At 42.0% G+C, this 19,614-nt stretch carries 17 protein-coding genes; 5 read left to right on the top strand and 12 right to left on the bottom strand.

The window, feature by feature from the left end:
• Positions 1-3: 3 nt before the first annotated feature.
• The 8 genes from MKZ05_RS02485 to MKZ05_RS02450 all read right to left on the bottom strand — a co-directional run bounded on the left by MKZ05_RS02485 (position 4) and on the right by MKZ05_RS02450 (position 10,244).
• On the bottom strand, positions 4-1,272 hold the full coding sequence (locus MKZ05_RS02485) for a glycosyltransferase (RefSeq protein WP_113386728.1): 1,269 nt from the start codon (positions 1,270-1,272) through the stop codon (positions 4-6).
• Complete coding sequence (locus MKZ05_RS02480; RefSeq protein WP_339161259.1) at positions 1,265-2,980, bottom strand: DUF2334 domain-containing protein; 1,716 nt, start codon at positions 2,978-2,980, stop codon at positions 1,265-1,267. The genes MKZ05_RS02485 and MKZ05_RS02480 overlap by 8 nt, the downstream gene beginning before the upstream one ends.
• Entirely contained in the window at positions 2,970-3,821 is an 852-nt protein-coding gene (locus tag MKZ05_RS02475; RefSeq protein WP_034620220.1) for a GGDEF domain-containing protein, read from the bottom strand. The genes MKZ05_RS02480 and MKZ05_RS02475 overlap by 11 nt, the downstream gene beginning before the upstream one ends.
• Positions 3,802-4,884 carry a glycosyl hydrolase family 8 gene (locus MKZ05_RS02470; RefSeq protein ID WP_310427569.1) on the bottom strand — a complete coding sequence of 361 codons (1,083 nt, stop codon included), beginning with the start codon at positions 4,882-4,884 and terminating at the stop codon, positions 3,802-3,804. Before MKZ05_RS02470 ends, MKZ05_RS02475 begins: the two co-directional genes overlap by 20 nt.
• A gap of 197 nt (positions 4,885-5,081) precedes the next feature.
• Positions 5,082-7,268 (bottom strand): DNA topoisomerase III, encoded by a 2,187-nt coding sequence (locus tag MKZ05_RS02465; RefSeq protein ID WP_339161258.1) that lies wholly within the window; start codon positions 7,266-7,268, stop codon positions 5,082-5,084.
• A 72-nt stretch (positions 7,269-7,340) separates the two neighbouring features.
• Positions 7,341-8,396, bottom strand: a complete 1,056-nt coding sequence (locus tag MKZ05_RS02460; protein ID WP_339161256.1) for a tartrate dehydrogenase — start codon at positions 8,394-8,396, stop codon at positions 7,341-7,343.
• Between the two features lie 98 nt (positions 8,397-8,494).
• The gene (locus MKZ05_RS02455; protein WP_339161254.1) at positions 8,495-9,427 is read right to left on the bottom strand and encodes a DMT family transporter; all 933 of its coding nucleotides are present in this window, start codon (positions 9,425-9,427) and stop codon (positions 8,495-8,497) included.
• Positions 9,417-10,244 (bottom strand): AraC family transcriptional regulator, encoded by an 828-nt coding sequence (locus MKZ05_RS02450; RefSeq protein ID WP_106036163.1) that lies wholly within the window; start codon positions 10,242-10,244, stop codon positions 9,417-9,419. Before MKZ05_RS02450 ends, MKZ05_RS02455 begins: the two co-directional genes overlap by 11 nt.
• Before the next feature lie 154 nt (positions 10,245-10,398).
• Between MKZ05_RS02450 and MKZ05_RS02445 the strand changes: the two genes are divergently transcribed.
• Both MKZ05_RS02445 and MKZ05_RS02440 read left to right on the top strand, forming a co-directional pair.
• Entirely contained in the window at positions 10,399-11,073 is a 675-nt protein-coding gene (locus MKZ05_RS02445) for a GntR family transcriptional regulator (RefSeq protein ID WP_003214154.1), read from the top strand.
• A gap of 136 nt (positions 11,074-11,209) precedes the next feature.
• Positions 11,210-11,506 (top strand): DUF3817 domain-containing protein, encoded by a 297-nt coding sequence (locus MKZ05_RS02440; protein ID WP_003214125.1) that lies wholly within the window; start codon positions 11,210-11,212, stop codon positions 11,504-11,506.
• A 58-nt stretch (positions 11,507-11,564) separates the two neighbouring features.
• On the opposite strand, the gene MKZ05_RS02435 is transcribed toward MKZ05_RS02440, so the two are convergent.
• Positions 11,565-13,814, bottom strand: coding sequence for a hypothetical protein (locus MKZ05_RS02435; RefSeq protein WP_339161251.1), 2,250 nt, complete (start codon positions 13,812-13,814; stop codon positions 11,565-11,567).
• A 160-nt stretch (positions 13,815-13,974) separates the two neighbouring features.
• Between MKZ05_RS02435 and MKZ05_RS02430 the strand changes: the two genes are divergently transcribed.
• Both MKZ05_RS02430 and MKZ05_RS02425 read left to right on the top strand, forming a co-directional pair.
• A complete protein-coding gene (locus tag MKZ05_RS02430; protein WP_003214476.1) occupies positions 13,975-14,193 on the top strand; it encodes a hypothetical protein in 219 nt (72 codons plus the stop codon).
• 13 nt (positions 14,194-14,206) lie between these two features.
• Entirely contained in the window at positions 14,207-14,389 is a 183-nt protein-coding gene (locus MKZ05_RS02425; protein WP_106051290.1) for a hypothetical protein, read from the top strand.
• Positions 14,390-14,869: 480 nt separating this feature from the next.
• Here the strand turns inward: MKZ05_RS02425 and MKZ05_RS02420 are convergent, their stop codons facing one another.
• Positions 14,870-15,292, bottom strand: coding sequence for a pyridoxamine 5'-phosphate oxidase family protein (locus MKZ05_RS02420; RefSeq protein WP_003213986.1), 423 nt, complete (start codon positions 15,290-15,292; stop codon positions 14,870-14,872).
• Between the two features lie 290 nt (positions 15,293-15,582).
• The gene (locus MKZ05_RS02415; RefSeq protein ID WP_339161246.1) at positions 15,583-16,452 is read right to left on the bottom strand and encodes an SDR family oxidoreductase; all 870 of its coding nucleotides are present in this window, start codon (positions 16,450-16,452) and stop codon (positions 15,583-15,585) included.
• Between the two features lie 155 nt (positions 16,453-16,607).
• Here MKZ05_RS02415 and MKZ05_RS02410 point away from each other — a divergent pair, with 155 nt between their 5' ends.
• Positions 16,608-17,219, top strand: coding sequence for a class I SAM-dependent methyltransferase (locus MKZ05_RS02410; RefSeq protein WP_339161244.1), 612 nt, complete (start codon positions 16,608-16,610; stop codon positions 17,217-17,219).
• 218 nt (positions 17,220-17,437) lie between these two features.
• Here MKZ05_RS02410 and MKZ05_RS02405 read toward each other — a convergent pair whose 3' ends face one another.
• Positions 17,438-19,525: a BglG family transcription antiterminator gene (locus MKZ05_RS02405; protein WP_339161241.1), complete on the bottom strand. Its 2,088-nt coding sequence runs from the start codon at positions 19,523-19,525 to the stop codon at positions 17,438-17,440.
• Positions 19,526-19,614: the final 89 nt, after the last annotated feature.

Here is a 19,614-nt window from a genome sequence, read left to right as displayed (position 1 = left end):
TTGTCACCCGCTTTTCTTTTGTTGTTGATCGTAACGCTCTGTTTTGTACCATTTCACTTCTTGTTTCAATAATCGGCTCTTCACCTCTACACATAAGGAGTACACGACAAGCGCAATCCATACTTGAGAATAGGTGAAGTACATGAGGACCACAATGAGAATATTTTGTTTGGTGAGCTCTGTTTTCTCAATACTTAATGTAATCATCACTTCTGTTAGAAAGAGGAAGAAGGCTAATCCCCAAAGGATTAGTGCGACAGCCCCTACAGATAAATGAAGATCAACAAATAGGTTTACAATAAAGATGCCATTTGAGAGCAGAACGCCGAAGAAAAATAAGAAATACGTAAAGAAGAAATAAAACAAATCGAAAACCATTCGTTTTCGTTTCAGCTTCATAAACTGCCTTAAAAATTTAAGGACAACATATTGATTCCCTCTAGCCCAGCGCGTTCTTTGCCGCCACCAGACCTTCCATGTCTCAGGCTCTTGTTCCCATGTGATCGCAGCTGGAAAAAATCGAATCACATATCCAAGGTTATACACACGGATCGTTAATTCGGTGTCCTCGGCCAAAGCTTGGACATCCCAGCCGCCGAGCTCTTCTAAAATGTGCCGGCGGATGGCGAAGTTGGTACCTGGTATTGTCGCAATACCAAACCATTTCCATCTCCCGCCCTGCGCCATCCATTGGAAACAGATGGTCTCAATATTAATAAATTTGGTCAGCAAATTTTTGGTTGCATTGATCACCCTGAATTTCCCGACAACAGCGCCTGCTTTTGGGTCATTTAATAATCCAAGAACCAAATGATAGACAGCCTTTGGTTCAGGCATGTTATCTGCATCGTATACGCAAATCACTTCTCCTGTTGAAGCCTTCAAGCCTTCATTCAGCGCAGTGGATTTTCCCTTCCCTGCAAATGGCGGCTTCGTTTCAATCATATGGACATGATCATATTGTTCACTGAATGATTGCACAATCTCTCCTGTGCGATCAGAAGAATTGTCATTAATCACAATGATTTCAAGGAGGTGTTTAGGATAAGATAGCTGAACCATCGCTTTTAATGTCTGCCGAATGACGACCTCTTCATTATGAGCAGGAATCAGGATACTGACGGTCGGCAGCTCTTTCCCTTGTTTTGTCCATTTAGGCAGCACTTTTTCATAGGTGAGGTAATGCTGAAAGCCGCCCTGCATGAGAAACATGTGGTATAGAAGCATGATCCAAATGAGCATTAATGAAAGATAAAATAAGACATCAGCCACCTAATTTTCTCTCCTTAAAAATTCGTTTTTTCATTGTCAGTCTTAAATACAATGTGTATAAAGCAAATGCCGCAATAAACAGCATGACCACGACCGTGAGAATTCTCAGCATATTTTCCATGCCACTTCGTTTGACTGTTTTTGTTTCGGCGATGTTGGATTCCTCTACTTGAATATGTCCATTCCCAGATGTTTGGATTTTTACATGTGCAGTTTGGACCGTCTGTTTTGTTTTCTTTACATCCAGCCATTCGCTAGAAGGGATTGCCTCCATCTGTGTGATTAAATTCTGTAACCCTGCTATCCCTAACTCCACGTCATAGGACAGCCCGATTGCGGCTGATTGCAGATGCTGCACGGATTGAATCGTCTGTTCAGTTAAAACATTTGAACCTTCTTTGTCAGACACTTGCTCAACTTGCTGCTGAGGATATAAGGTCATGCTGTGTAACATGGCAGGAGACGTCACGAGCGGCGATGCACCGGCTGTTTTCCAAGTGCGGTCTGATAACTGCACCTGTCCAAATAGGCTGGATACATGCTTTGAAATTACTTCATAACCTTTTTGTGATATCGCATCATGAGGCACCTCGAACGCAAGAGGATATAAGCCTTGCCTAGCAAGAAGCTCAATGCCCTTTGTCAGTTTTTCTTCTGTATAGGCGACTTCTTGCTGCTGATTCAATTTGGTATACGTATGAAAGTCTTTTTCATTTGGGAATTGGCTTTTACTTTGTTTCTTCTCTGCATTTTTTGGATCATTTGTCGTGATGGGCTGATCATATTTTGCATCCCAGAACTCAAATCCCTGACCAGATTCCTCCGTTCGATACGTACGGCTAAAGCCATGAAGAATGATACTCGCTCCATTTTCTTGCAATTGTTTTAACACATTCACGAGCTTCGGGCGGTCGCTCAGTGTGACTTCATCACCTGTTGCTCGATCTATCCAAACAGGGGTCACTGCAATTTGATAAGGAATATGCTGTGCGGATACGTATTGTCCAAGTTCTAGTAGCTTCTTCTCGTCACTTGCTGGACTGATGTTCCCGAGCATTAAGTATTTTGTCTTCATTTGCACAGAAGATGGCATGTATTTTTCTAGCACTTCTGCAAGAAGCTTGTTGTGTTGCACGACATCTAAGATACCGATATATGCCGTACCTTCTTTTGTCTGAGTCACAAATGGCAGATCAGATTGACGTTTCTTCACTAGAAATTCATTTTCCAAGTCTGTCCCTCGAACCGTTAACACATTGATCCTTCTCTCTAGCTGACGGTATGTCTGATCATGTGTATGTTTCAATTGACTGATATGATCTTGTTTGTGAAAAGTAAGCTTGGAGAATGGGCGAAGCTGTTCCGCATTGTATCCAATGGCGATGAATTGCTGTGATTCGTTCATCGCACGAATGGTTTGTTTTGACAGGGTTCTCTTTATTTCTCCAAGATAAATGACTTGCTGAAATTCATTCATCCTCTTTTCAGCCAAATGTTCATCAGATACAATCGTCGTCTGTTTTGAAAAATGACCGGCGAGTAGATCCAGCATATGAACGGCTGGAGTCACTTCCCCCGATGGTGTGGAATAAACGATCAGTGTATTTGGCTGCGTGACGAGCGCATCGGCTGAAGCCATGTGTTTAAACGAAAGAATCGAAAAAAGCGTGATCATCAAACAACATTTCATCAAAGAATTAAAGTTCATTCATCATCATCTCTTTTTCTAGTTCTTCTAAAAACTGCTCTGGCGTACGATAATCCGAGCTGCTTGTTAAATGACAGACATGAAATGTCAAGGTCACTTCACGACCGTTTAATAGGACATGCGTTTGCAGTTTATCCTTTAGCTTATCAAGGACAACTGACACATTTTCTTCTGGTGTATGGGTTAGCAGCAAGCCCATTCGTTCTTCAGATAACCGAAATTTTTTATCGGTTTCTCTTACGCTTTCGCGTATCTTGAGACTTAATTGTTGAAATAGATGCTGCATTTCTTTTTCTCCATATAACGATTTGAATTCCGCTGCGTAATTCATATGAAGAAGGATAAAGACAAATGGCTGTTTGTACCGTTCCGCCCGTTTCATTTCCTCGGATAATTCGAGCTTCATCCGCTCAGCATTGTCAAATCCTGTTGTCGAGTCAATCGCCACAAATTGTTTGATGGCCTGCTTTTGTTGTTCAATGGTGTGACGCAGCGTATTGATCCGTTCATGCAAGCTTCCCGCTGAAATAGCGAAAAAAAGAAGTGCTACGCCCCAAATTACTACATCTTGCAATGTTTGATTTGAAAAAAGGGAATTTTCATGACCAAGCTCTGTAAAGAACATGACGCTTCCTATAAAGAACAAAAACAGTAAGGTGAAAATTAATGCTGGTAGGATACCAAATAAAATACCACAGCCTAACACGACAAATGTCAGTGCGATGATCATAAAGCTCTCCGCATCTTGTACGTTAAGGTAGCCCATAAACAAAATAAGGCCTGCAAACGTGAGGAGCAGAGAATAGTACAAGCGATACGTGTTACTGAACAACCGATTCATTTAGAAGCTCCCTTTCTGCAATTAAAGGCAATAAGTTATCAAATGAGTGTGTCTCTTTTTCGTTCATGTATCCTCCGTAATAAGGCTTGAGAGGATCTTGAGTTTGTAATTCTTTCATGCGGTGATAGACAGTCTTTGCGAATTTCAGCTCGTTTTGTTTAAGGGCATACAAAATGACGAGTGCATATACCGAAGGCGATTCATATGTGACAGATGGCTTCAATGTGCTCAGTTTGTATCTTCCGTACAGTTTGCCTTCTTGTTTAAACGACGTTTTAAGCCATTTCATGATCTCGGACGTATTCACCTTTGCATGATATGCATGTAAAGCTGTATAAAGTTGATCGATCATATTGATTTCTTGATCGAATGAATAGGTTTTTTTCTTTATGTCATAGGATTTAGGAAAGAATCCTTTTTTTCTCGGTGCTTGTTTTAGAATGGCTAATTGGTTACTGGTCATTTGTTTCGTGAATATTTGGAGGGATTCCAATTCTTTGATTGCTTTTGGATCTATATATGAGAGTGTGATTGTATGTGAAGTTCGATTGGTTGATGCATCATAATAATCGGACAATATGCCTTTGAACATGTTTTTTTCTTTTAACGCTTGAGCGATTTCTTTTGCTGTCGTTTGATACGCTGACTTCTTCCACAAATGATTTGCCTTTTGAAGTGCCGTCACTACACGTAAATCATCAACTAAAGCATTGGCCTTATTTCTTTGATCGGATTCAATTTGCCAGCTGAGAAGATGATGGTCTAGTAAAAATTGATCTTGCAGAACATCAAATTGTTGGTCAAATGAATTTTGATCTTTTTTTCGAACAAGATAATCCATCCAAAGTCCAAGTGATTCAGATAAGTAGATGTGCTGCTCTGCAAAAGAGGTGCGAATTAAGCCTTGATCTGTCATTAAGTGGTGAGTGATAAAATATTCTCCAGGCAAAACGGGCTGAGATGATACTGGATCAGCTGATTCTTTCTGCTGTTCCCAGGTACATCCGCCTAGTAGAATGACAATGAGTAAAACAATTGCTGTACGATATATGCGTGTATGCATTCGTGTCCCCTTTCAATTCCGCGTTCTCTAAGCATCTAACGATTTATTATAGAGCGTTTTTGTTTAAATTTAAATGAATATTTTATGCCAAATTACGAGCCTTTCCGCATATTCATTCCCATTTTCAGAAAAACAATATGCCGATATACTTAATAATACTGAAAAACCCATGCGTTTCCGCACGGGTTTTTATAGAACTATTGATCTAATTTTAACTTCTTTAATTGTTCAGCTAGTGCGTTATTAATTGGTTCTTCCACTTTCTTTTGTTTCTTCATATATTTAGACACATCGTGCTTACTGGCTTTCTTTTGATTGGATTGAGATTTGCGTTTTTCGAAGACAGACAGTTTTTCTCTATGGCCGCATACACAAGCAAAGATTTTGCCATCGCCTTCTCCGCGCAGCTCGAGCTTTTTATGACAGTTCGGGCAGCGTGCGTTTGTTTTCTTCGCCACATTTTTACGATGGCCGCATTCTCGGTCCTGGCAAACGAGCATCGTGCCATGTTTTCCATTCACTTTCAGCATGAGTTTACCGCAGTCTGGACAATGGGTGCCAGTGACATTGTCATGCTTAAAGGTCTGGTTCGTCTGTTTGATTTCAGATACAGCTTGTTTGGCATATGACTTCATTTCACTCATGAATTGAGAAGCTTTCAATTGCCCTTTGGCGATTTTAGAAAGCTTTTGTTCCCATTCCGCTGTTAATGCAGGAGACTTTAAGTCCTCAGGCACTAACGAGAGCAGCTGCTTCCCTTTCGATGTGATGAAAATGTCTTTGCCCTTTTTCTCGATTAAGAAGCTATTGAACAGCTTTTCAATAATATCGGCTCTTGTTGCTACTGTTCCTAGTCCACCTGTTTCACCAAGGGTTTTCACTAAGTCCTTTTCCTCGTTCTGCATAAATGCCGCTGGGTTTTCCATAGCAGATAATAGGGTCGCTTCATTAAAACGTGCAGGAGGTTTCGTTTCTCCTCTTGTCTCTTTCAGCTGTCGTACATCTAGTGACTGTCCTTCTGAAAGCAGCGGCAAATGTTGATCTGCCTCGGCTGATTCCTCTTCTTCATATGAGTCATCGTACACGGCTTTCCAGCCAGCTGCTTGCACGGTTTTCCCTTTTGCTGTGAACGTTTCACTGCCTATTTTGGTGATGACCGTTGTTTCCTCATACTCGAAAGGATTCATGAGTACTGCAAGGAAACGTTTGGCAATGAGGTCATATAATTTACGCTCTTTATCGCTTAATACTCCTGGGTACAGCTCTTCCTCGGTTGGAATAATCGCATGGTGATCTGACACTTTGGCATCATTGACGAAGCCTTTGTGCGCTTTCACACCTGATTGTAAAATCCGGTTCACATGCTGGGCGTACGGTCTGACGTTCATTCCTTTTAAACGATCTTTTAATGTAGGAACGATATCCGCTGAAATAAATCGTGAATCTGTACGTGGATATGTTACGAGCTTATGCTGCTCATACAATCGCTGAAGCGTAGATAATGTTTCTTTGGCTGAAAAACCATAGCGTTTATGTGCATCACGCTGCAATTCAGTCAGATCGTACAGTCCCGGCGCGAAAGCTTTTTTCGCTGTTTTTTTCAACGCATCAACCACTGCTGGTTTTCCTTCGCAGGCTGTCAAGCGTTCTTTGATCACACTCTCTTGGAATGTCCGGTTTTGCTTTGTTTTGGCATCCTGCCATGTCAAAGTCAGTCCATCTACTTGTGCAGTCAATCCATAGAACGGCTTCGGCTGAAATTGCTGAATGTCTTCTTCTCGTTTGGCGATCATGGCGATCGTTGGTGTTTGCACCCGTCCGCAGGAAAGCTGTGCATTGAACTTCGTTGTCAGCGCTCTTGTTGCGTTGATGCCGACAATCCAGTCTGCCTCTGCACGTGCAACGGCTGAGCGATACAGGTTATCGTATTCTTTGCCGTCTTTTAATCGTTTAAAGCCTTCTTGAATGGCTTTGTCCGTGACAGATGAGATCCATAATCGTTTCAAAGGCTTTTTCACATGCGCTTTTTCAAGAATCCATCGAGCGACAAGCTCCCCTTCACGTCCAGCATCTGTTGCGATGACAATGTCTTTGACCTCTTTCCTCGCAAGCTGTGCTTTCACTGCTTGGAATTGTTTTCCTGTCTTTTTCATCACCACAAGCTTAAGCGGTTCGGGAATGATTGGTAAATCCTCTAAACGCCAGGATTGAAATTCTTTTCCGTAGCCTTCTGGATCAGCCAGTGTGACCAAATGGCCAAGCGCCCACGTCACAATGTATTGATCTCCTTCTAAAAAGCCATTTCCTTTTTTATGACACTTCAGCACACGTGCAAGATCACGTCCGACTGAAGGTTTCTCTGCTAATACAACTGTTTTTGACACTAGATTTCACATCTCTTTCTTCTATCCATCCTTTTATTATAGCAGACGTGGAGATGCGGTTCTAATGGCGGATTATTTCTTCAATCGTGTGATGATTTCGTTTGTGACTTCTTGCGTTTGATAGGCGCCGCCGATGTCTGCCGTTAAAAAGCCATCTGCTGTGACTGATTCGATGGTTTCGAGCAGATGTGTGCCCAGTTCTTCCTCCCCGAAATAATCAAGCATGAGTTTAGCGGTCCAAATTTGACCGATTGGGTTGGCGATTCCTTTTCCCGCAATGTCTGGAGCTGATCCGTGTACAGGCTCAAACATGGATGGGTATTTACCATTTACATTAATGTTGGCGGCAGGCGCTACGCCAATACTTCCCATAATGGCTGCCCCAAGGTCTGTCAAAATATCACCAAACAAATTACTGGCAACAATCACATCGAATTTTTCTGGTCTTGTTACAAAGAAGGCTGAGAGCGCGTCAATGTGCTGTGAGTCTGCTGTCACCTCTGGATAATCCTTTGCTACGTCTTGAAACACTTCATCCCAAAAAGGCATGGTATGAACGATCCCATTCGATTTGGTTGCACTCGTCACATGCTTTCGCCTTTTTTCTGCTAATTGAAAGGCAAAACGCATCGCACGCTCTGTCCCTTTTCTTGAGAACACTGCATTTTGAACTGCAAGCTGATCTTCCCCTTGATACATACGGCCTCCAATTTCACTATATTCACCTTCACCGTTTTCTCTGACAACTAGAAGATCGAAATCCTTTGGCTGAGCAAGCGGTGAGCGAATGCCGCTAAGCTGTTTTGCAGGTCTGATGTTTATCACCTGTTCAAATTCCCGCCTAATCTTAATAAGCAGTCCCCAAAGTGATACGTGATCCGGCACTAAATTGGCATCTCCGACAGCCCCTAAAAAAATGCTGTCAAAGGCTTTCAATTGATGTAATCCATCCTTTGGCATCATCTCGCCATGCTCTAAATAATATTCACAGCTCCACGGAAAATCCTGAAAGGTAAAAGACAGACCGCCATGCACTTCTGATACCGCTTTCAATACTAGTATGGCTTCAGGTACAACTTCCTTCCCAACCCCGTCACCTGGTATCGCCGCAATTGAAACATGCTTCATTTATTTCTCCCCCTTTATTGTCGGTCGACCGTCGACCGTTTAAGTTTGAGTTTACTAGAGAGTGCATGTTCTTTCAATGGATAAAGGCGCTTTTTTGATCAAAGCGCCTGTTTATCCTGCAAAAGCATCGAGGGTTTCTCCTTCTTCCTCTTCGTACCTTTTTTATCTGAAAGCAGCAGTCCGCCTAAGGTCAGTGCCGTTCCAAGTACAGACATGAGGGTCAATCTCTCATGAAGAACGATCATTGAAATGACCATCGTAATAATAGGAACGCCATAAATATACACACTCGCTTTCACCACACCGAGCGTTTTCACTGAAAAACTCCATGTGAGAAAACAAATAGCAGATGCGAACAGGCCTAAAAACAATAAGTGAAAGGCAAACGACGGGTTCGTCAATCGCTCCCAGTCTATACGAATTTTAAAGTGCCAGATCAGGGGAAGCATCCAGAGTAAGCCGTAAAAAAAGACACGTCTCGTCACTTGAATGATATGGTATCCATATTGATTGATGATTTTCGATAAAATAGAATAGAAGGCCCAGACAATGGTCGCCGTTAATGCTAGCGCATCACCGATTGGATTCAATTGGAACGTCGCCATTCCATTAAAGCTAATCAGGACAATTCCTGTCATCGCGATGAAAAAGCCTATGAAAAACCGGCGATGCAAAGGCTCATCTTTCAATAAAAAATAAGCCAATAAAAATGAGAAGAATGGTACAACTGAGCTGATGACACCTGCATTCGAAGCAAACGTATAGGTGAGTGCGACATTTTCTAAAAAATAGTATAAGACCACACCACATAAACCTGCGAGCGCAAACATCGCTTCATGCTTTTTACGCTGCACCTTCATAGTGACCGGATAGATCATCATCAGAGCGAGATATCCAATAAAAAAGCGGAAAAATAATATTTCTGTTGGAGAAAAAGCCGTTAACAATATTTTGGTTGAGATAAAGGTTGATCCCCATAGAAAAATGGTGAACATGGCCGCTAGATGACCAAGAAGCTGTTTATTTTTCATCTGCTGTTACCTGCTTTGTGAAAATTTGCTGATATTGCCCTGGTGTGAGCCCAATAAATTCTGAAAAGAAATGACTCAAATGACTTTGATCAGAAAAACCGGTGGAGACTGCCGCATCTACAGGCTTCACTCCTTTGGCGAGAAGCTCCTTCGCATAATTCACTCTAACTGTTTGTAAATAACGATACGGCGTGATCCCTCTGTACTTTGTAAAAGCGCGCAGAAGTGAGTATTTATTCATGGAGACAAGCTCTCCTAAGTCGTCTAACGATATATTTTCCGTAAGGTGTGTTTCAATATATTGCTGTACGTCTTGGACTTTTTGTTCGGCGGCATGTACTACTGACGCTTTTTCCTCTGATGTATCAGCGTAGGCTTCAATCAGCTGCTTCATAAAGAAATAGAACGTTTCCTGTTTATTCAAAGCTGGGGCTTCTTCTGTCATCATTTGATGAAGATCATATAACGGCTTTGTCAGTTCACTTTGTGAAAACACAGGAGCTTTAAAATGCGGCTTGTGCTGAAACATCTTCTCTATCACATCTGCTTCAATATTTAAACAACGATAATCTAGTGTACTGTGATCAATCTGCTCGCATGCATGATTGTCATATGGATTGAAAAGAAGAATGTCTCCCTTTTCAATGATGTATTCTTTATTTTGGCAGATCAAACGTCTTTGACCATCCTCAATAAATCCAATCACATAGTATGTATGAAAATGATTCGGGAACTTTTGCATGATGCCATGAAAGCGATACGCCTCTATTTGCAAGTCCTGATCAAAATGTACCGTTCGTTCCTCTTGTGTTTTCATGTCGATCCCCTCTTTCACTGAACTGATCATCAGTGTAGCACACCCTTTTTCTCTTGAATTGTACGATATTGACTTTTCCGATGCAGGCTTGCCTAGAGGGAAAAACTTGGATAACATGAGACAAAAGATGATGTGTAAATGAGGGAATGACAGGATGAATTCATTCGAGATGGAAAGACCAGCACCATATCATATGCAATTTTATGAACAGCTGAAGCAAATGATATTTGATGGACAGTTTCAGCCAGGGGAACGCATCAATGAGACACAGCTTGCCAAACAATTTGGTGTAAGCCGATCACCAGTGAGAGAGGCAATGAGACTTTTAGAAAAAGATGAGCTCTTGATCGCTGATCATCGGTCGGGCTACTCTGTCTATACGTTAACGGAAAAAGATGTCGAGGAGCTTTATCAAATTCGGATCGCCCTAGAAACGCTTGCTGTTGAGCTTGCATGCAAGGAAGCCTCGCAAAGAGAGCTGGAGGAAATTGGGCATGTCCTCACGCAGGCAGACGAAGCAATCAAACAGCAGCTGCCATCTAAAGACATCGTCCAGTTACATGAAGCCTTTCATCAAAAAATCATTCTAGCGAGTCACAATCACCGCTTATGTAAACAATTGAATCATGTGAATGCACTCATTCATTTTTGCCGCATCTTTCATTTTAGCGGCGGGGCGCGTGCTGAGACGATTCAAACAGAGCATGCTGCCATTTATTCTGAAATGAAAGAGCGCCGCTCCACAGAAGCCGTCCAAGCAATGACGAATCATTTGTTACATGATGTGATGCACTTAAAGCAAGTACTCTCTGAAACAAACACGGATTAAGTGATTTTTCCTTTTTCCCATTTTTTAAGCATTACATGAACATATTTTGAATTTTTCGTAGATTTTAGCATGTCCAGACGATCTTTCGTTTATATTAGAAGATGAGAAACTAGCTTTTATACAGGAGGATTTGTTTATGCATACAAGTATTAGCCGTCTTCGAAAGGCGGGTTTTATTGAGGGTATGTCTCTTTTAACCCTTCTTTTAATTGCCATGCCTCTGAAATATTTTGCGGATATTCCGATGGCAGTCACCATTGTAGGCTCTCTTCATGGCGCATTGTTTGTCATCTATATGCTGATTTTGGCATATGTGACCTTTAAAGTTCGCTGGCATTTGAAATGGTCGATCGCTGGTTTTTTTGCGGCGTTCATTCCTTTCGGCAACTTCGCCTATGATAAGGTGCTCCGCCAGTATGATACAAAAGCTTAATCAAAAAGGGCTAAAACGAAATTCGTTTTAGCCCTTTTTCTACACACTGAATTATTTTTTAAATCGAGGCATATTTCACTATGGCTGCTTGACGCGTCATTTCGTGATATGCCACCCATAATTCATCACCTGGCAGTACGCTGGTGATTGGATCGATTGGCTGTTTCACTTCATACATCATGCCATCTCGCTCAATCTGAATGATCGCTAGCGACTGGTTGCCGATGACACCAGCAAATGCGACATGGGTCACTTTTGCACTTCCTTGTTTCTCTTGCATGAGACTGATTTCTTTATCCAGCTCTTCTTGTTTTGTCTGCATCGTGATTTGAGTTCCTGGCGCGACCTCCATATGATCAGGGATGAATTGACTGACCGTTTTTGTGATGGACTGATCTCCGCTAGAAACCGTCACATCTAGCATGATCGGCTTCTGACCATGAATCGTGACTGGATATTGCTTCACCCGCTGGATGGTTCCTGTTAATGTCACGTCTTTCCCCGATCGATTCCGAACTTCATGGCCATAGGCTGCCATTTTCAACTGACCGCTAATGTCGACGAGGTCGGCTTTTTCTCCTGTTCTAAATTCAAAACCAGCGGCTTGAATCATCGGAATGGTATACCTTTTCTGATCTGCTTCAAATGTAAGCGATAAGACAGTGCCTCGTCCTACGGTTCCATATGATTCTATATTTCTTAAAACAGCGCCTTTGATGAACTTTGGCTCACTTGTCTGTGAGAAGTCCCCCTCTTTTAAGAGCATCGCCTTTTTCTTCTTCGGATTGTAGAGAATGGCGATACGCTGACCCGGCTGCGGTATTTGGGTGTAGGATACAACCGTTTTAGCTGCCTTCTCGATATTTTCCCCATCATATTGAAATTGCAGCTGCATTTTGACAAGCGGCTGTTCGTTGATGTAAGTACCCGTTTCTTTGACAGATACAATATTGGCTTCTAATGTGACACTGTCTTTCATCTTGTTCTTTCTCACCAGTCTCAAAATCGGCGGCAGGAAGATGGCTAGCACAAATAACAGCAGTGGAATAAACAGCCATATCGCCCAGTTGAGAATGAGCGGTCCTCCTTTCATGACATATTGCATAAAGGTGTCAACAGACGTTTGGTGAGCAGGACTGGCGTTTTCGATTGAGATCATTTTTTTCAAAGGAAATTCCTTTAGCTCTTTGCTCTTCGTCTCAAATGCACCCGTTAATTGATTGTCGATTGAATAATAGATCCAATCGCTTTTCACATTTTTATTGAAAGAGAGTCCTTCTCTTTGTAACGTTTCATATAAAAACGACTGCAAAAGCTTGCTGACGGACGTTGTCTTATTCGTGCGGTGGTTATAAATATAACCAGTCAGCTTGCCTTTTGCTTCGTCCTTTGCTGTAGAGCCTGCAAGAAGAACTTCTTCCTCATTAAGCTGGTAGATAAGGGTTTGATAAATCGGTTTTGGTGTTGGGACGACTTCCCCAAGCCTTCCCTCTGCATTCACTTTCCTTGGTCTTTTTGGATAGTTAGATTCGACAGCGACTGCAACATTTTGGGATGTTCCGATCGTTTTTTCCAGCTGCTGCTCCACTTTATCTTCAATGAGGCTAAACGGTTCAGCGTTTTTGGAGACATAGACCCCAAGCTGATTCTTATCGTTTGAGACTCCGCTGACATATGCCTTCTGGTCATTTTTCAAAGTCAATTCAAATATAGGAATAGGGGTCTGTCCTCTAAAGGAATTCATGACGACATCGATGGAAACTGGCCTTGCTGGCAGCTTTAGCTCGCTTAGATTGTGCACATGAAACTGACCATCCTTTAGCTCACCAAGGACTGCAGCGGCGCCTTCCATTTCTCCTGTAAACACGAGCCGTCCATTCCATTGATATGTATTCGTTTTTAAAAACGAGGGTATCTGTAGATTTTGATTAACGAGCTCTTTCTTTTCTCCGCTTGGCGTTAGTTTCTCGATCAACAGCTGCCCGTCTTTATTTTTTAAAGCAAGTAAGAGATTGTTACCTTGAATGGATGGCAGCATTTCATTAAACGAATCGCTTGCTGTCGTCCATTCACTGATTCTTTTTCCTGATTGAGGATCATACATTTCAAAATGGAGCTGCTGGTCTTTTGATACAGCACTCACCACTCGTTTTCCTTCATCAAATGTAAATATTCGTTTGACGTCATATTCCGTCACTTTCCCTGCTGACAAATCATCTTGGTAATGGTTCCACACCAAGACACTAAGAATGATCGCTGGAATAAAGAAGACAATATATCTGAGAAAAATCACTGGTATTCTTTTCACTTGATCGCTTCCTTTCATGAGGTTCCTTTATCTTATACGTCAGTGCAACGAGAATGTTTCATGCTAGAAGAATACCATTCCAGCCTTTAAGTTCCATATTTTACAAACTTGGTAGTTTGCGATAAAATCTAATCAGATTCGAAAAAAGGATGTTATCACAATGAGTAAGCTATCATCGATCATTCTAGCGGCTTGGCTGCGTGTTCCCCGTTGGTTCAAGCAATGGGTGCTCGTATCCATTTCCATTTTCTTTTTTTATATGTGTTTTGTAAAGGGGCTGACTAGCTGGCATACCTTGCCGCCCATCACTTTACTATCATGTATCATCGGTTCCTTCTTCATTTGGCTGTTATGGCTAAAAGGTCAAAAAAATAAATGAAAGGGGGAAAATCATGAAAGAATCCATTAGTTATTTTGCTATCTCTTTTGTTCTGCAATGGGTTTGGTTTGGCATTGTGCACCCTAATAGAGGCGTGACACTCTTGGACATGTTCATTTTTTCTATTTTGTTTGCGGTGATGTTCTTTTTTATTCAGAAGATTTGGCGTTATCAGAAGAAAGGAAGAAGTGAGTGATCATGAAATGAATCCAATGAAAAAGGCTGCCAAATAGATGGCAGCCTTTTTCTTGCTTTTTTCATGCAAATAAATAATCAATGTGTGATCTCCGTTACGGAGTGTATGAATTAAGATTCGATCATATCAGTGTGTCATATGTGTTCCGAGTGAACCTACGTTTGAAAGTAAACGCCATGGAAGTTCTGGATAACAAGACAACGAAAGCCCTACCTCTCATTCGTCCTTACGGCTCCGAAGCCGTGCCAGTGTGAATTGTAAATCAAAACGTCTTTTTTCCACTCTTCCGCTTTTATAGGGGGCGGGTGCAGAAGGAAAAGAATAAGTTTGTTCGCTTTGACAGCGTCTCGTTCTTATCTAGTAGAAGCTCTATTGCTTCTCATTATGTCATAGAAAAAAGAAAGTTTACTTTCTTTATTTATTTGCTTATTTCAACACTTAATATAAAACTATAACACATCCCCCCATCTTACGCAAGTGTTAAAGTGATAATTCAGCTGGAGTACGGTTTCCTTCATTCATGTAACGAATAGATGTTGGATCAATCTTCAGAATCACTAGGTTCGGATCATCTTTTCCTTTAAACCATTTCTCCATCTCCTCAGACCAAAGGCGGTCGATCAGTTCTGGATCATCGGTTAATGTGGCGGTACCTGCGATTTCTGCATACGTGTCACCGAATCCTTCACCTGAATAACCAATGAGAATATGGACATTCGGGTTTTTTTCAATTTCGTCTGCTTTATGTGTTTCTTTGCTCGTTGGTGTATATAATGTCAGTCCCTCATGGAAAAAAGTCATGTAGCGGGTATGCGGCTTATCCTGTTCAACGGTCGCTAGTGTTCCGACCTTTTGTTCATCTAATAGATTGAGTACCTTTTGTTTTAATTCTTCTTGTGACATATCGTTTCACTCCTTCAAATTTCATCCGTACTCTTAGGTTTCCACGACAATCCATTCATTAAACAAAGAAATGTGTTTTTCATAAAAAGAGATCTTCTGGCTGATGCTATAGAAAACAGGCTCAATGAAGGGAGAAGTTGAACATGCATCATGAAACGATGTTCCATTTAAGTTCACTTGTCATTGCGGCAGTTGTTGTGGGCATTATCGTATGGTCTGTCTCATCTGTGCAGAAAAATCGCAAGAAATACTAAACACACCGCCCAATCAGGTGGGCGGTGCGCTATTGATCATGTATTCATAAAGGAACCGCCGTTGACGTGAAGTGTTTGTCCTGTCATATAAGACGATTCGTCAGAAGCAAGCAGCACATAGCAGCCGACATGCTCTACAGGCTGTCCTGGTCTTCCCATTGGGGTTTCTGCCCCGAAGCTTTCCACACGATCCTCATCAAATGTAGATGGAATGAGCGGCGTCCAAATTGGACCTGGCGCTACACCGTTCACCCGAATCCCATCCTTCACAAGCGACTGTGCCATAGAACGCGTAAAGCCATTGATAGCGCCTTTTGTCGCCGTATAATCAATCAGCACTTTGTTGCCTCGATATGGGTTAATGGATGTTGTATTAATAATTGTACTTCCTGGTTTTAAGTAATCCAGTGCTTTCTTTGTAAAATAAAAATAGGAATAGAAGTTGGTTCTAAAGGTTTGGTGAAGCTGTTCACTAGATATATCCTGAATCCGTTCTTTCGGATGCTGTTCAGCCGCATTATTCACTAAAATATCTAATTGCCCAAAGGCTTCAACTGTTTTTTCTACCGCTTTCTCGCAAAAGGCTTCGTCACCGACATCTCCTGCAATCGTTAAACATTTGACGCCTTCCTGTTCTACGCGCTTTTGCGTATCCTTTGCATCCTCATGTTCATTTAAGTACACAATGGCGACGTGTGCCCCTTCTTTTGCATAGGCAACAGACACAGCACGTCCAATTCCACTATCTCCGCCTGTAATCAGTGCGACTTTCCCTTTGAGCTTGCCAGACCCTTGATATGATTCATCCTCAAAGATCGGCGCAGGATTCATTTCCCTTTCACTGCCTGGCTGCTGATCCTGTGTTTGGCGCGGAATGCCATTTGTCAAATATTCACATAAATCCATGTGTAAGCTCCTCCTTGATTTGTTGATGTATCCTTTCATTACCACCTCACTTTTTCACTCAAACATCCCGGTGCGGCACTGATGCGTTTTGAAATTCGGCATGTTTCAAGATGGATAAAATCGGTTACATGATCATTAAAAAGGAGCGTTCTCACATGCTGTCAACCATTTCGAAAACCTTTAGCAAACCAAAAGGCTGGCTCGGAAGCATTGCAGGTTTCATTATGGCAAATGAAAATAAAGCACTGAATCAGTGGGCGATCCAGCATTTAGATTTGTCAGATGGTGAAAACATTTTGGAAATCGGCTATGGACCCGGCTACAGCATCAAGCATATGCTTAAGCATTATGAAGGTCTCCATATAGATGGACTAGATGCTTCCTCCACCATGCAGGAGCAAGCAAAATCCCGCGTCAGCAAACGGTCAAAAGACAAACAGGTCCGGCTGTATGTAGGAAAAATCGAGAAAACACGTTTGCCGGGAGAGCAGTATGACAAAGTACTGTCTGTGAACAACTTTACGATTTGGGATGATCCAAAGACTGGCCTACTCAACCTTTATCACACGTTGAAACCCGGCGGAAAACTCGTCATTGTGATGCAGCCAAGAGAAAAAGGTGCTGATGCGAGCCGGACAAAAGAGATGGGTGAAAACATATTGAATGATTTACAGTTTGCGGGGTTTGACCATTTTTCTGTTGAGTATGTGGAAATTCGTCCAACGCTTGCTATCTGTGTCACAGCCAAAAAGCCGAGAAGCGAATAAGCTCTCGGCCCAGCGTGTAGACAAACCCTCGCATTCTTTGTCAGGTCTGCGCTTCGGTGCTCACGAATGTCAAATTCGCTTCGCTCCGGTGCTCGCCCTTCCTAGACTGCAAAGGTTTTCTATCACGCTGAAAAGAAGACAAAGGGCTAAAATAAAAATCATTTTAGCCCTTTGTCTACAATCTGAACCGAGAAGCGAATAAGCTCTCGGCTTTTTTCTTACCACTTTGCCTCTTTGACAAATTGATAGAACAGCTGATGCAATTTCTGTTCAATGTCTTCCTTTAACCCATGACCATAAAGCGTCATGCTTTCCTCACTTTCAATGATGGATGAACTGATCAGACTAAACATTTCTGACCCTTCCTTGCCTAGCTCTAGCGGCGCCAGCATCATGAGCATTCGTGACATCTGCTGCTGCCCGCCGTCCATGCTTTTGACCTCGTATGCCTGATCAAGATCATAAATATGAAAGATTGGTTCCTTGATGAACGTATGCTTTAAATGAAAAAGAGCAAATTCTGTACCAGGAATCCCTAAACCACCTTGCTGTTCACGTTCTAGTAAACCACTTGCTACCTCATCCGCATGTGTGATAAATCCTTCCTCTTCAAGCTGACGAAGCAGCTGCCTGATTGTTGCCTCATGCTGCGGCATCGCCTTTCTATTGTCGATGGTGAAATGGGACAAGATGCTGCGAATCACAGACATGTAATTCGTCACCCGCTCTGCAACCGCCATCATATTAACGGATTCTTGTACCGCTTCTTTGGCAGCTTCTTTCATCCTTTTTTTCTCAATCATATAAGGGATCTTTCGTTTAATATGAGCCTTCACACGCATAGCATCATCCTCGTTTAAGAGCGGACTGACCATGATGTAATCGATATGCTCATATGGGATAGGGACGGTCGAGACAATCATGTCATAGCTTGATGCATCGATTTCTTTTAGCTCCATCAAGGAAGACAGATCAAATTCGGCGATCTCTGGCAATTCTTTTTTTAACCGAGATGCGAGCATTTTAGAGGAACCGATCCCGCTTGAGCACACGACCAATGCATGAATGTTCGTTTCTTCTTTTTTGATCTCAAGCACTGAGCCAAAGTGAAGCACAATAAAGGCGATTTCATCCTCTGGAAATTCGATCTCTGGAAAGAAACGTTCGACTCCTTCTTCAATCGCCATGAAAAGTAAAAAGTAGTCCTTTTTAATTTGTTGTGTAAGTGGATTGTAGATTCTCATCTTTTCCTTTAAACGGTTCATGGCAGGTTCAAGATGAGACACGAGTCCCTCATACAATGAATCATTCTCATTTAAATGATAGCCAGTTTTATTTGAAATAAAATCAATGAGCTTCTTCGTTCTAATCGCGATATCCAGTTCGATTTCATCAATACGGTATTCTGCCCCAAAGCTGCGGTTTGCACTGCGCAGATGGATGGTCATATATCCAACCTCTGCTTCAGGGATTTCGACATTAAACATGCGTTCAAGTGCTCTTGCGATTCGCAGAGATGATTCAAATTCTTTTGTGCGCTTTAGTTCAAGCAGCTCTTCCTCTTCCATTCGAATGGTTTCGCCAAGCTGAATCCGTTCGATAGCATAGGTTAAGTGAACGACAAGCGCAATATAGGCACTATCAGATAAAGAGAGTGACAGTCGATTTTTCAAATGAAAGAGAAGTCTTTCTACCTTGAGCAGCTGCCCTCTGCTGACAACGCCAAACACTTTTTCCGTCGCTTTCGTTCGTTGCTTGATATTCATTTCAATCGTTTCTAAAAATAATTGAATATCGAGCCGGTCGACAATGAGGTTGCCGACAATCTTTCGTTTTGCTTCCTCCGGTCCTTTTAATTCAATGCCATACCCGCGTTTTCGGATCAGTTGCAAACCGTATGGCGCGATCCACTCCGTCAGTTCATCTAAGTCATAGCTGATCGTCGCATTTGTGACCTGCAAATCGGAAGCGAGTGTATATAATTTCACCGGTTCCTTTGCTTCAAGCAGCGCACATAATATTAAGAGCTTCCGTTCATCAGAGCTATATTCAATTTGATCCTCATTTGACATATGAGCAAGAAGCCGCTGTTTATCCTCCTGTTCACCGACTGCCTTCAAGCCTTTCCCCGGCTGTTTATCTAGTGAAAGATCATAATTCTTTAATATGGGTTTAATCGATTTTAGTTCTCTATGAATCGTTCTTGTACTCACCTGAACAGAATCGGCTATCTCACGAATCGTGACATAACGATTTTGCTGAATGATGTATTTGATGATCTTCTGTTCTCGTGCCGTTATGTACATGAAATGCCTCCTTCTGCAAAAATAGGTCTATTGTCGTACCCTAATATAAAACGCTTTCAACAAAAGATGCAATCTTAAGTTGATCTGAC

The sequence above is a fragment of the Bacillus sp. FSL M8-0277 genome, from assembly GCF_037975305.1.
Classification (GTDB): domain Bacteria; phylum Bacillota; class Bacilli; order Bacillales; family Bacillaceae; genus Bacillus; species Bacillus pumilus.
Note: the sequence above shows the minus strand (reverse complement) of the source record. Positions and strands in the feature narration are given on the sequence as shown.